At 36.5% G+C, this 12,821-nt stretch carries 14 protein-coding genes; 4 read left to right on the plus strand and 10 right to left on the minus strand.

Annotated features, from left to right (window positions below; genetic code table 11):
• The 6 genes from F6K23_RS38455 to F6K23_RS38480 form a co-directional block, all read right to left on the minus strand.
• The coding region (locus tag F6K23_RS38455) for a pentapeptide repeat-containing protein (protein ID WP_293166174.1) at positions 1 to 2,808 on the minus strand (2,808 nt) is incomplete at its 3' end.
• 811 nt (positions 2,809 to 3,619) lie between these two features.
• Positions 3,620 to 3,901 (minus strand): hypothetical protein, encoded by a 282-nt coding sequence (locus tag F6K23_RS38460; protein WP_293166175.1) that lies wholly within the window; start codon positions 3,899 to 3,901, stop codon positions 3,620 to 3,622.
• Between the two features lie 576 nt (positions 3,902 to 4,477).
• Complete coding sequence (locus tag F6K23_RS38465; protein ID WP_293166177.1) at positions 4,478 to 6,664, minus strand: pentapeptide repeat-containing protein; 2,187 nt, start codon at positions 6,662 to 6,664, stop codon at positions 4,478 to 4,480.
• A 122-nt stretch (positions 6,665 to 6,786) separates the two neighbouring features.
• Positions 6,787 to 7,179: a four helix bundle protein gene (locus F6K23_RS38470; RefSeq protein WP_293166179.1), complete on the minus strand. Its 393-nt coding sequence runs from the start codon at positions 7,177 to 7,179 to the stop codon at positions 6,787 to 6,789.
• Positions 7,180 to 7,188: 9 nt separating this feature from the next.
• The gene (locus F6K23_RS38475; RefSeq protein ID WP_293166181.1) at positions 7,189 to 7,314 is read right to left on the minus strand and encodes a hypothetical protein; all 126 of its coding nucleotides are present in this window, start codon (positions 7,312 to 7,314) and stop codon (positions 7,189 to 7,191) included.
• 8 nt (positions 7,315 to 7,322) lie between these two features.
• Positions 7,323 to 8,504 (minus strand): DUF1822 family protein, encoded by a 1,182-nt coding sequence (locus F6K23_RS38480; RefSeq protein WP_293166183.1) that lies wholly within the window; start codon positions 8,502 to 8,504, stop codon positions 7,323 to 7,325.
• On the opposite strand from F6K23_RS38480, the gene F6K23_RS38485 reads away from it, so the two are divergent.
• Entirely contained in the window at positions 8,498 to 8,656 is a 159-nt protein-coding gene (locus tag F6K23_RS38485; protein ID WP_293166185.1) for a hypothetical protein, read from the plus strand. The two genes, F6K23_RS38480 and F6K23_RS38485, sit on opposite strands and share 7 nt — an antisense overlap.
• Positions 8,657 to 8,868: 212 nt before the next feature.
• Here F6K23_RS38485 and F6K23_RS38490 read toward each other — a convergent pair whose 3' ends face one another.
• Together F6K23_RS38490 and F6K23_RS38495 are read right to left on the minus strand one after the other, a co-directional pair.
• Entirely contained in the window at positions 8,869 to 9,003 is a 135-nt protein-coding gene (locus tag F6K23_RS38490; RefSeq protein WP_293166187.1) for a hypothetical protein, read from the minus strand.
• Complete coding sequence (locus tag F6K23_RS38495; RefSeq protein ID WP_293166189.1) at positions 8,987 to 10,480, minus strand: hypothetical protein; 1,494 nt, start codon at positions 10,478 to 10,480, stop codon at positions 8,987 to 8,989. Before F6K23_RS38495 ends, F6K23_RS38490 begins: the two co-directional genes overlap by 17 nt.
• A 948-nt stretch (positions 10,481 to 11,428) precedes the next feature.
• Here F6K23_RS38495 and F6K23_RS38500 point away from each other — a divergent pair.
• The 3 genes from F6K23_RS38500 to F6K23_RS38510 all read left to right on the plus strand — a co-directional run bounded on the left by F6K23_RS38500 (position 11,429) and on the right by F6K23_RS38510 (position 12,171).
• A complete protein-coding gene (locus F6K23_RS38500) occupies positions 11,429 to 11,614 on the plus strand; it encodes a hypothetical protein (protein WP_293166199.1) in 186 nt (61 codons plus the stop codon).
• A 79-nt stretch (positions 11,615 to 11,693) separates the two neighbouring features.
• Positions 11,694 to 11,921 carry a hypothetical protein gene (locus F6K23_RS38505; RefSeq protein WP_293166191.1) on the plus strand — a complete coding sequence of 76 codons (228 nt, stop codon included), beginning with the start codon at positions 11,694 to 11,696 and terminating at the stop codon, positions 11,919 to 11,921.
• 4 nt (positions 11,922 to 11,925) lie between these two features.
• On the plus strand, positions 11,926 to 12,171 hold the full coding sequence (locus F6K23_RS38510; protein ID WP_293166193.1) for a hypothetical protein: 246 nt from the start codon (positions 11,926 to 11,928) through the stop codon (positions 12,169 to 12,171).
• A gap of 41 nt (positions 12,172 to 12,212) precedes the next feature.
• Here the strand turns inward: F6K23_RS38510 and F6K23_RS38515 are convergent, their stop codons facing one another.
• Together F6K23_RS38515 and F6K23_RS38520 are read right to left on the minus strand one after the other, a co-directional pair.
• Positions 12,213 to 12,605, minus strand: coding sequence for a four helix bundle protein (locus tag F6K23_RS38515; protein ID WP_293166195.1), 393 nt, complete (start codon positions 12,603 to 12,605; stop codon positions 12,213 to 12,215).
• Positions 12,606 to 12,613: 8 nt separating this feature from the next.
• Positions 12,614 to 12,781, minus strand: coding sequence for a hypothetical protein (locus F6K23_RS38520; RefSeq protein WP_293166197.1), 168 nt, complete (start codon positions 12,779 to 12,781; stop codon positions 12,614 to 12,616).
• Positions 12,782 to 12,821 lie beyond the last annotated feature (40 nt).

A 12,821-nucleotide genomic window follows, 5' to 3' on the forward strand; every position in this document is an offset into this window, starting at 1 on the left:
TGCCGGAATATGTAACTTAGCAAATTGTCTGGCTAAACCTAATCCATCGCAGGAATTAAATATGGCTAACTGTAGACCTTTCCTAATTGTTGTTGCCAGAGAATTTTCTAATTCCTCTATTGTTATTGTTGTTTGATTTCCCAAATAGAAACATCCGGTACTCTCATCTGGTTTACTTTCACTATGACCAGAAAAACAAAGAATATCCCAACCTTTTTCATCCCATAATTTTTGGTCTAGTTCTTGGCGACTTGGTTTAACTAGAGAGATAATTTCGGCTTTGCTGGAGAGACTAGACAAATATTGTTTATCTGCCTCAACATTTATACCTTTGTCATCTCCAAAAATTGCTAAGATGCGGATTTTTTCCCTGGCAGTATTTAACTTTTCTACTCGGTTAGCTTCTGGCAGACCTATAGCAGCTTCCGCAAATTGATAACCTGAGAAAAAATTCCATAAGTGCCAGGGAATACGTTGCATTAAATTATCTTCAGACTGGATAATTAGTCGGACTTTATCTGAGAAATTAAATTTAGTCCGTAGTTCCTTTTCTATGCGGTTAAAATCTGAACTGTTTAACCAATTGTTGAGGATAATTTTCCATTCTTTCTCTAATTCCCGAATCTCGATAATTATTTTCTGAGCATTCTTCTCTATATCTTTTTTGGAAAAATTTGTTGTCTGCTCTTCCTTCATTTTGATTCTAGGAAGCAAGTCTAAATTTACATAGCATTGTCTTAATTGTTCATATTTTTTGCTCCAGTCTTGATAAAGCTGAGGAATTTTTAAATTTGAGGGTAAGTTACTAGCAAAAGAAATTGGTAAAGGATGACTGTCTGACCAAATATTTGCTCTAATAACTGGAAAACCTGTTTCAAAACTTCCTCCTGCAAAATTGAGAGTAACCAAATAATTAGCAGAGGTTGATTTTTGAAATATCTGCTCAACCAAAGACATCATGTAATCCTTTTGTTCTTCTGAGCGAGCATTTTGTTTCTTGATTTTTGCCAACTCTATCTGAGTACTTCTCTCACTTTCCTGAATATTTTGATTTATCTGTCGTTTGGTTTCTTGTAATTCTTTTTGATATTTTTCATCTAGTACTCTGAGATTTTGATCATAGAATTGGAGAAACTGTTGATGGATTTTTTCTTTGTTAGTTTCTGGGGGTACATCAATGGTAATTACTACTACTCCATCACCTTTATTTTCCATACCTCTAATTTTCATGGGAATGTCTTGGTTTTCCCCTTGTACTTCTTGGAAAGATGACATAAATGCTTTGGCATCTACTCCATTTCGGAATATTAAATCTACAGTATCCAAGACTTCTTCAAATAATTTTGTAAAGTCTCCTGATTGGAAATATCCACTACTAGGGCGACGTTCTCTATCGTCTGTTTCTGGTTTTGGTTTCTCTAATAAATAGATATATTTTGATTCAATATTATCGAGGATAGTAGTGTGGTCGATATTCCAACCTTCTAGACAGGTTCCTGACATTTGGGCGGTGGTAAAGTTAGTGCCTATTGCTGATACTTCCGTTAAATTTGCATTGTTTAAACAGGCAGCTTTTAGAGAAGCTTCCCCTAATTCTGCTAGTTTTAAATTGGCGTTAGTAAGGTCGGCACTCATGAGGTTTGCTCCTCTTAAGTCTGCTTCTATATATTCTTGGTTTTTTCCCCATCCACTTATTAATAATTCTCTGACTTTTATATCTTCTAATATAGTTTTTTCGACTCTGGCAAATTTTAGATATTTGGTTTGTCGCCAGAATGTACGAGTGACATTAGCAAATCGAAAATTTGTGCTTTTAAGGATGGCATGACTAAAGTCGGTATCGGTTAAATTAGCATTTTTAAAATTGGTACCTCCTAGAGTTCCAATACCAACAGCAAGTCGGAGGAGAAAAAGATTATTTTGGTCTTCAGCTAATATCTTTTTTGCCAGATGTTTGGTTATTAATATTAAGGTGGAATAAAAAGCTATATATGTGATAGCAAGAATCCACGGATAAGGACGACTTCTAAAAGAATTTGAAATAATCCCTCCTCCAATAATTAATACTAAAATTCCTGTTACTGCTCTATTTGCTAACCATTTTTCAGCGATAATTTCAGCTAAAATCACTCCCAAACTGAGAGTGAAAATTAATACAAATACTGCCCCTGTAGAGATCACCAGAGAGGTAATTGTATCCAGAGTAGGATTCGCATCTTCTTTGCTATTGAAGAAATAATTTACACTATCGATCATGTCGCTAGTCCCGAACATTCTGAATTTTTCTAATAACCAAACAACCCAATTTGGTGCTTCTGAAATTCCGAAAAAACCCAAACGCTCATCAAGATCTTTCTCCCTCATTCCTAAACCTGCAAGTATTGGAATTGTTAGTATCATTAGAGAAACTAGATAAAGTAAATATTTTGTTGTTTCTGCAATTCCTTGACGAATAGTAATTACTAATAAACCAATATTGATAAATACTCGAAGTATTAAAATAGCTGCAACAAAATGATTTATTTCCTTTGATATATCAGGGAAAAAATGTGAGGGGACATAGACAGCCATAAATCCTGCAATACCTGCAGTTATAAATAGGATAGTTGTAATAATAAATAATCTAATAACCTGAGATTTTGTTAATCCTGCTAAAGCATAATTGAACTTAGCACCCGTGAGATTTGCTCCAGTAAAATCTGCTCCTCTAATATCTGCATAAGAAAAGTCTTCACCAGTCAAATCTTGATTTTTAAATGAACGACCTTGAAGATTTCTCCGTGGTTGTTTAGATGAATGAATTAACATTAAATTTACCTCTTAAAAATTAATTAGAGTCATCTAAGCCCCCGCGCATCCCCCAAAATTGGGGGACTAGAGCAAGCAAATTTACTCTTGTTCCCCCCAAAGTTGGGCAGGGCTAATTCTTTGTCGTCAGAGAATATTCATAAGAAATACAAAAAATTATGCAAATATACAAATCTCTCCATCTCCCCACCTCCCCATCTCCCCATCCCCCCATCTCCCCATCTCCCCATTCCCCCATCTCCCCATAAATTTTTCTCTAGTGACAATAAATAGACCCTGCCCAAAGTTGGGGGGCTAGGGGGGCAAAATAACGAGCAAGTTCTCAGTGTTTTAGCGGACATGATATTAGCATTAGATTTACCTCCTGAGAAAACTTATTCTTCAGTCCACTGATAACTAATAACTGTTAACTAACAACTGATATTAGATTTACCTCCTGAGAAAATTTATTCTTCAGTCCACTGATAACTAATAACTAATAACTAATAACTGATAACTGATAACTGTTAACTGGTAACTGAAAAGATATCCCCCCTAACCCCCCTTAGAAAGGGGGGAATTATTAGGAGACTTTTTTCTAGGTTTTCTTGATGAATGAATTAGCATAATTATTTGCTCCTGAAAAATTAATTAGAAAATTTATTTATGTAGTTAACTGATGAAATATTTCCCCCCTAACCCCCTTAGAAAAGGGGGAATTATTGGTAGAAAACTACAGATTTAGGTTAGGAAACTACATTCAAAAAGAAAAATAAGGCAAATCAGAATTTGTACCCTTTTTCAGGTTTGATATTTGACAGCATAATTTTAATTAATTCAAATACTTAGCTTCTGTGGATACATTTCTCTGGTTAGAATTTGAGGGATTATCTGTTAAATTAATCTTGTTCATCATTAAGATGAGGCTAGCAATAATTCCTACTAATAAAAAGAACAAAGCACTAGAGAAGGAGCGATCGAACTTTTTAATATCTCTAATATCAAAACTATCGCGACAGACAGTGCAAAACATAATGTTTGTATTTTGGGTATGTTGAATGTAATTACAGGGGAGTACCTTGAGAGAAGTATTGTTTTGGAATGGGCAATTCATGTTAAAAATTTCCTGAGATATTGATTTATGGGCGTTGCTGATTATGGGTATGATTTTGCCCCCCTAGCCCCCCAAAATTGGGGGGAATAAAACTCTAAAAGTCCCCCAAAATTGGGGGATGCGCGGGGGCTTTACCAGAACCAAACCATCGCACATTCATACTTCAATTCAGCAACGCCGATTTATGTAGAACGTTTGTTTGGATGGTTTTTGCTGTAGTAGCATTAGATGGGTATCAAAGGAATTTTGTCAGAGTAAAGTTGGCTAGTAATATAAGCATTCAGCTGTCAGCTATTAGCTATCAGCTATTAATTTTGGGTCTGCGTACAAGCAACCTTTGAAATTAAAAAATAATCAAAAGTTACTGCCAAAGTTTCTAGACAAAACCTTGTAAGTAATTATTCATTACTAATTGCTGATAGCTGACTGTTGATAGCTGTTTGCTTACAATGAAACAAAATAACATTTGTATGGCTTCCATTTTTTTCACCTTTATTAATCTCTTTGTCTTTAAAAGTAAAATTTATGTACTTGTGGCAAAATTTAGGTAAAGTTAAAGTTCAATATTAATAATTTCTATTCCCTTTTCCCTATAGTTTTTCTTCTTTGATAACTATTAACTGCGAAAGCCATCCATTCCGCCGCCGGATGTTTATCTATTATTTCTCTCAATATATTTATCGCTGACTTAGCTAACTCTTCATTTTCTGCTGTAGAAAAATCTGCCACTTTTGCCAAAATATCTACTTGCCTAAATGCCTCCTCCTTATCCTCTGGAGTTAACCAAACTTCTGCTTCTATTGCTATTCTTAATTCTGCCAAAGCATCGGTCAAACTAGACTGACTTATACTCGCAGTTTTCGGCAAAATATGAGGTGGATAAACTAGCTCTTGACCAATCAAAAGTTGAGAAACTAAAGACATCATATATTCACCATACTGACGATAGAGCAAGATTTTTTCCTCCTGACTAATAGATTTTTCCTGATATTTTTCTGCCAACTTACCCACACCTTCCTTATAAATCTGAGTCAACTGCTGATGAATTTTTCCCTTACTTACTTCCGCAGGCACACTAATTTTAATTACCACCATCCCATCCCCTTTATTTTCCATACTTTGAATTGCCATATTTATCCCTTCATTTTCTCTTTGCACCTGTTGAAAAGCAGACATAAAAGCTTTCCCATCAATACCATTACGGAAAATTAAATCCACAGTATGAAAATTTGCCGTAAATAATTTTGTAAAATCTCCCGGTGCAAAATTTCCACTACTAGGACGACACTCCCTGTCATTTGTTTGTGGTTTTGCCGACTCTAATAAATAGATATATTCCGACTCAACTTCCTCCAAAATAGTAGTGTGATTAATATTCCAAGATTCTAAACAAACTCCTGTCATTTTTGCCTCGGTAAAATTAGTACCTATTGCCAAAACTTCCTTTAAATTTGCTCCATCCAAACAAGCACCTTCCAGAGCAGCTTCACTCAAATCTGCTATTGTTAAATTACTTCCAGTTAGGTCGGCATTTCTGAGATTTGCCCCTCGAAGATTCACACTTATATATTGTTGATTTATGCCATTTCCGGTCACTAACAATTCTCGAATTTTTGGATCGATTAATATTGTGGTTCCGATTCTGGCAAATGTTAAATATTCGGCTTTGCGCCAGAGGGTATGAGTGACATTAGCTAATCTAAAATCGGTACTTTTTAGGCAGGCATTACTAAAGTTAGTCTCGGTAAGATTGGCATTTTTAAAATTCGTTCCTCCTATTGCTCCAATAGCAACGGCAAGTCGGCGAATAGTTAGATTATTTTCGTCTTCAGCTAAGATTTTTTTGGCGAGATAACTAGCTATGGAGATTAATAATATAGATAGAATCATTCCTATTACATAATTGCCAATAGCCAAAATGACTGCCTTTGTAGGTTCCGAGCTATATATAATTCCATAGCGATGGTCTATATTTTTCAGGACATTATTTTTTAGCATACCTCCAGCGATAATAATTGTCGAAATTATCGACCAAAATAAGACTGAATTTTTCTGGTGTTTTTCAGATTTTATTTCAGCTAAAATTACTGCCAGACTCAGGGTGGTAATTAATACTAATATTGCCCCGACAGAAATAATTAGACTGACAATTATACTGACGACTATATTTACAGATTCAGCGTCGGTTAGTAGGTTAGTTACTCCATCAATAAGATTGCCACTTCTGAAAGCTTTTAACTCTTTTGAAAATTCGATAATTTCAGGGGAGAGAGGTTGAGTAATTCTCAAAACATTGAACCATTTTGAGAGATTTTTTTCACTCATAGCAAAAGCTGCTAATCCGGGAATGATAAACATCATTAGGGGAACGCCAGGGAATAAGTATGTTAAAGCTTTTTTGATTCCTTGCCGAATTGTGATTAATAATGTGCCAATGTTGATAAGTTCCAGGAGTAAAAAAATTAAGAAACCAATCTGAATGGGAATAGGATGAGAAGATTTAGGAATAAGAAATTTCAGGGGAATATAAACTGCTGTAAATGTGGCAAAGACTGAGGTTGTGCAAAAGAAAACAATCAAAATAGAAAGTATGATTTTCCAAGCTTTTGTTAATCCTGCTAAAGCATAGTTGAAGTTAGCTCCTGTAAGATTAGCATTTGCAAAATTTGCACCTCTAAGATCCGAGTAAGAAAAGTCTTCATGGGAGAGGTCTTGATTTTTAAAAGAACGACCTCGGAGATTTCTGCAACGATAATTTTCCATAATTTTTTCAAGAAGGAAGAGGGTGTGGGAGGGGTGGGAGGTCTGGGAAGGGTGGGAGGTGTGGGAGGTGTGGGAAGGGTGGGAAAGGTGGGAGGTCTGGGAGGTTAAAAAATCTACTCGCGTTAGTCGAGTAACCAATAATCAGGATGGGTAATCATCTTGACTAATCCACTGAGGACTTGATTGTAAGTTCCATAGAGTTCTCTTGCTTTTTCAACTTTAATGTACTGACATTTGACTGCAAATTTCAACCAAACTTGAGCCTCTGCTGCCTCTGCTTCACAGTCGCTTAATTTAGCAACAAAAGCAGCTTTATACCTGCGTTTTCTCCAAGTTTGTGCCATATTGGCACAAACTGAACGAGAACAACGACGAATTTGATCGCTTAAAGAGTATCTTTCTTCTACTGGGAAGTTTTTAGAATGCTCAAAAATTTCCATCGCTGCTGAGAACGCCAATTTATAAATGGCTAAGTCCTCATGAGTTCTAAAATACTTTTTATCTTTTTGTTCCATCTTAAAAATTTAATCACAACTATTTTCCTTTTCATCTCCCCACACTCCCCACACCCCCCACCCTTCCCACACTCCCCACACCCCCCACACCTCCCACACTCCCCACACCCCCCACACCTCCCACACTCCCCACACTCACCTAATTATTCCAAACAAAATTCTTCAATAACTCTCGCCTCTCCCAACACCACAGCAATACTAAACTTTTCTCCTATTTCAGTAGTGAAATTTAACTGAATAAAATTATCGGCATCGCGAGATTCTACAAATGTTAATTCTTCCCCAAACTCATCCATAACTATTAACTTAACTCCCGGTGGTAAATAAGTTTCTTCCCCCATCGGATGTACTTGAATATTCACATCTTTCTCTGTCTCAGTTTCTGACAGTAAATGCACAATTAAAGCTACCGACTCCTCAGCAACTCGCATTCCTAAATCAATCTTTTTACCCCGGGATATCCTCACTGAACTACGAAAACTATAACCAATTTCTGCTTGCTCAAAATTTAAAACCTCCTCAATAGTTTGCCAACCAGTTTCAAATATTCCATCAAACCATTGCAGTAAATTTGTAGCAGTCGAGCGATCGCCTTCCAACCTCTGCTCATACAACATCTGCAATAAATTCTGATTTTCTAACAACGCTCCCCACTTCTCAAACTCCACCTCCAACCTGGGAGAATAAGGAGACGATCGCCCCAACTGTCCCACCAAAGCAGTTGCCTCATCTAAAGATAAACTTTCTATTGCCTCAACGGATGGTTTTGCCTGGGGACAAATTTCTCGCGCTACCCACATGACGTTTAAGTCTTCAGTCATAAATTCTTGCCCTAAATAATAGATACGATCTAATTCGTTATAATTTGCTTTGCTTTTGAGATTTTGATAACTGGTGTAACCCCAAATTCTCATCCGACATTCTTCTTGTTCCACCACCGCTGCCAAATAATAGTCACCTACCCAACTTGGTAGGTCTACCCACTCCTGGGGAATGGCAAATTCTTCTGTATCTAATTCTTCTGTTGGTATGAGAATAATTCTAGTTTCTCCCATGGAAATCACACTACCGTTGACCACTTCCCAAATTTGACTTAAAGTTTCTAAGTTTAGTGATATTTGTGGTATTTCTTCTGGTTGTGTATCTTCTGTTAAATATTGAATAGTCATATTTAAACAAAGACGATTCAAATAAGCATTCCACCGCGCTACACCATTAGAATAATTTTGAGATTCTTGCCAGAGTTGCTCGGTTTCTTCTGGGGAAATTTCTAATAATAATTGGTCTGGAAATACTATTGTTAATTGATCTAAAGTTAATGTCATTTTTTATTTTTCCTATTTATATTCAGAAGGAAGAAGGAAGAGGGAAGAAGGAAGAAGGAAAAGGCAAAAGGGAAGAGGAAAGAAGAAAGAAGAAAGAAGGAAAAGGCAAAAGGGAAGAGGAAAGAAGAAAGAAGGAAGTCCTGCTCCCGTAATAGACATCTCCAGAAAAGAGGGAGTAGGGAGTAGGGAGTAGGGGGAAATAATTGATAATTTCTGTACGATAATTGATTTTATTTGTGATTATTGGAGATGTCTAATGTTTATAGCAAAGAAGAATACCTGGCACGGGAGCAAGATACTCCCACTGTTCTCGTAACAAACATGGCCAAGCAATGCATGACCGTTACAATGCGCTACCACCTATTTAATTTCTTCCCACACCTCCCAAACTCCTCACACCTCCCACACCTCCCACACCTCCCACACCTCCCAAACTCCTCACACCCCCCACACTCCCCACACCTCCCACACCTCCCACACTCTCAATACCACATCGCATAAGGCGCAATTTTCAACCATTCCTCTACAAAATTGGCGATTCTTTTATTGGTAGACATTGGTAAACAAATCTCCATTTTTTCCTTTACCCATTGCTGTAAAAATATCTGTAGGTTGTGCTGCACTATCTCAATTTCTCCCGCAACTGTTTGCTGAGAAACTTTTAACTTTTCTGCCACAGTCTCTAGCTTTAATCTTTCACCGTAATATAGTCGCAACATCATAATTTTTTCCTTTTGCTTGTCTAATAAATTTTCCTGTAATGCCCCATGAAATTGTTGCTGAAAATATTCTTTTAACAAGTCTTTCAAAGGTTGACTATGTTCTTTGATAATTCCTTCATTTGGAGGAATTTCAAAATTTGCTTGACACCATTTCACCAAAGCCATTAATAGCTTTTTTTCACACCCTTTAATTTTTCGAGATATTTGAGATTGGTCTAAACCAAATATCTCTTCCATTTCCATTTGCGAGATTTTCAAGCCGTAAGATAATTGCATTAGTTTCTGATATTCTGGTGTTAGCTTGGAAAACTCAGACAAACACACTGAGATTATTTGCTGTTTTTCTTCACCCTCTATTTCAGCCTCTCTATCGTTAACTGGAATAATTTCTGTCTTACTATCAGCAATTCTTTCTGTTGCTTTTGTATCAACCTCTTCAACAATACAACAATAGGCTCTTGCTACTTTTTCACAGGTGATGATTTTGTCTCTAATTTGCTGAAAATTAGTTATTAATTCTAGAGAATCACTGTGATCGGAGGATAATTTCTTGTTATAACTAGAACATCGTAGATTATAATAATTTTTAATATCTTCCCACTGTTTTTGATTTGGCTCTGGTAGCTTTCCTGCATTTTTTTCTGGTTGGTTGCTGTTATAAATTTCTTTGTAAGATTTGACTGCTAAAACAAGACTTTCAATTTCTTTTTTTACCCTAATTCCTGACTTGACTTTTAGTGCTTCTCTAAGTATTTTTTCACTTAGATATTTAGGTAAAGCCCAAGTTGCATATTTACAAATTTCTTTGCCTAAATAAGCTTTGTCTCTGACCTTATATTTTATTTGTCGTTCTGCCCAGGTTCTCACTGCAGTGTCAGTAAAATTATATGTAGAAAATATTTTTCTAGGTTCCGCTGCAATTTTTCTTGCCTCTTGAAAGCAATCTAATTCTTGCCATTTTATAGGTGCCAATTGTTGATTAAGTTCTTGAGTCGCCAGCCAGAAACAGGGTTCTTCTAAATATGCTGATAAGTGTTCTTTTTCTAGCTTGGTTTGATTGTTTTTTAGCACTTCTTTAACAAAAATTTTCGCAAAAAAATCTTCATTTGCTTCTGGGTTTAATTGAGATAAACTATGGATATTTTTGGCTAACTTCAGATCTTTTTGCAGACTGGTTATTTCTAGTTTGTTTGATTTTTCTTCTATATTGAAAAAAGTCGAAAATTTGTCTTTATTTTCTCTATTAAAAATCATATTTTTACCTTTGATATAGATGTCGTATACCAGGGAACAGTGGGAAAAAAATTTTCCCTTATTCGGATCGTCCTCAGTTTATGTCTTAACTTACCTGTCTATTGCTATGTCTGAAAAATATTCACTTTAATCTCTGGTCTATAATTGATGTATTATACCAATTTGATTAATGAATTCTACGATTTATCATGATTTTTTTAATTTGCTATTACATAATTTTTTCCAGAGATAATTCTGTAGATTTATGTCAAGATATTTTCCATTTATATCCTGAGTTTATGGAGTATTACTAACCAATTTTTTTCTACTTATGGCTGTTTTCAACAATGAATAATGAATAATGAATAATTACCTCTCCATGAATTGAAGAGGATTGACTAATAATGAAATTTTTTTTCACAGGAGTCGATTGGATATGGCGAGGAGACCTCGCCATCCCATCCTAACGGACTGCTCCGCAAACGACCGCTTATTATCCCCTTAAAAGGGGAGGCGCATACCCACAATTTTTCGGTAAAATTTTTAATTAACTGTAAATTAAGTTATCAGTTAACAGTTGTCAACTATCAGCTTGGATTGAAAGATTCGACTTATAGGCGCAGGATAATTTAAGAGGGATTGAAATCTCCCTTGAGATTTTATTTCTCTTGGTTTAAGTATAAATCTAAGCTTTTTGCTGAATTTGTGATTTCTTTTTAACCTAGCATATCTAGTTAATTGAACGCAAGATATATAAGTTATTTTTATTATTTTTAGTTATTTATTTGTCTGAAAAAAAAATGTTGATATTGTTACTCTATCTTATTGTCTGCAGATTTCTTAATTATGCAGTTATATAGCAGAAGGAAAAAGGAAAAATCTGGCGTTGTCTGAGTTTTAAGCTTTTAATATTTCCGCGTCCTTTGCTTAGACTGTTATATAACTTGGGTTTCATTGCTAAAAAAATTGGTGGTGGTGCATAGTAATGGTAAAGGAGTGTGGGGAGATGGGGAGATGGGGAGATGGGGAGATGGGGAGATGAGGAGATGGGGAGATGGGGAGATGAGGAGATGGGGAGATGAGGAGATGAGGAGTATGAGAGAAATTAAAGAATATGTATCCTACCATTACCATGCAGGACTATCAAAAAATTAAATAAGCGCATAAATTTGGCTCCTTAATACAAAGAGGTTTATAGAGATGGAAATAAATACCATATATAGGAGTCATGCAAATGTTATCTTGTTTCATTAGCTTTAATCTTATTGCTTTACTATCCAACATTATTGCTTTGAGAGGGTTGGCGAAGTCTAGCGACAGCTATATCGCTTGTTCTCCATCTGAAGCAACAACTTTAAATTTTGCTTTCATAGATGCTCCTGAAATTGAAAAATTACTATTGAGTCCGCAAGAAGAGAAAGATCCAGATGAAGAACCTGGAAACACTATTCCTCCTGCTTAGGGAAGTGTGGGAAGTGTGGGAAGTGTGGGAAGTGTGGGAGGTGTGGGAAGTGTGGGGGGTGTGGGAAGGGTGGGGAGGATGGGGAGGATGGGAAGTGTGGGGGGTGTGGGAAGGGTGGGAGGTTTTTAACAAAGTGGTGAGTCATCACTTTCTATTCAGTATAAAATTCACACATAAATGTATTTTTTTATACAAGAGTTTGGTCAAAACTTCTCCCTATCCCCACACTTTCCTACCCGATCAGATATAGCATTCTTACGCAAGAAATACTATGAGTGGGGAGGTGTGGAGTTAGTCGAGTAACCAATCATCACAATGGGTAATCATCTTAACTAATCCACTTAGGACTTGATTGTAAATTCCATAAAGTTCTCTTGCTTTTTCAACTTTAATGTACTGACACTTGACTGCAAATTTCAACCAAACTTGAGCCTCTGCTGCCTCTGCTTCACAGTCGCTTAATTTAGCAACAAAAGCAGCTTTATATCTACGTTTTCTCCAAGCTTCTGCCATATTGGCACAAACTGAACGAGAACAACGACGAATTTGATCGGTTAAAGAGTATCTTTCTTCTACTGGGAAGTTTTTAGAATGCTCAAAAATTTCCATCGCTGCTGAGAACGCCAATTTATAAATGGCTAAATCCTCATGAGTTCTGAAATACTTTTTATCTTTTTGTTCCATCTTGAAATTTAATCACAACTATTTTCCTTTTCATCTCCCCACACCCCCCACACCTCCACACCTCCCACACTCCCCACACCCCCCACACCTCCCACACTCCCCACACCTCCCACACTCCCCACACCCCCCACACCTCCCACACTCCCCACACCCCCCACACCTCCCACACTCCCCATCCCCCCATCTCCACCCCCGGTGTCTAATACTCATATTCTT

Origin of the sequence: Okeania sp. SIO2C9 (assembly GCF_010672455.1) — a bacterium.
Taxonomy (GTDB): Bacteria; Cyanobacteriota; Cyanobacteriia; order Cyanobacteriales; family Microcoleaceae; genus Okeania.

Excerpts from the sequence above, each read along its gene's own strand:
- F6K23_RS38460 (WP_293166175.1), bottom strand. The coding sequence starts at position 3,901 with ATGAATTGCCCATTCCAAAACAATACTTCTCTCAAGGTACTCCCCTGT.
- F6K23_RS38465 (WP_293166177.1), bottom strand. The coding sequence starts at position 6,664 with ATGGAAAATTATCGTTGCAGAAATCTCCGAGGTCGTTCTTTTAAAAAT.
- F6K23_RS38470 (WP_293166179.1), bottom strand. The coding sequence starts at position 7,179 with ATGGAACAAAAAGATAAAAAGTATTTTAGAACTCATGAGGACTTAGCC.
- F6K23_RS38485 (WP_293166185.1), top strand. The coding sequence starts at position 8,498 with ATGTCATTTTTTATTTTTCCTATTTATATTCAGAAGGAAGAAGGAAGA.
- F6K23_RS38480 (WP_293166183.1), bottom strand. The coding sequence starts at position 8,504 with ATGACATTAACTTTAGATCAATTAACAATAGTATTTCCAGACCAATTA.
- F6K23_RS38490 (WP_293166187.1), bottom strand. The coding sequence starts at position 9,003 with ATGCGATGTGGTATTGAGAGTGTGGGAGGTGTGGGAGGTGTGGGGAGT.
- F6K23_RS38495 (WP_293166189.1), bottom strand. The coding sequence starts at position 10,480 with ATGATTTTTAATAGAGAAAATAAAGACAAATTTTCGACTTTTTTCAAT.
- F6K23_RS38505 (WP_293166191.1), top strand. The coding sequence starts at position 11,694 with ATGTTATCTTGTTTCATTAGCTTTAATCTTATTGCTTTACTATCCAAC.
- F6K23_RS38515 (WP_293166195.1), bottom strand. The coding sequence starts at position 12,605 with ATGGAACAAAAAGATAAAAAGTATTTCAGAACTCATGAGGATTTAGCC.
- F6K23_RS38520 (WP_293166197.1), bottom strand. The coding sequence starts at position 12,781 with ATGGGGAGTGTGGGAGGTGTGGGGGGTGTGGGGAGTGTGGGAGGTGTG.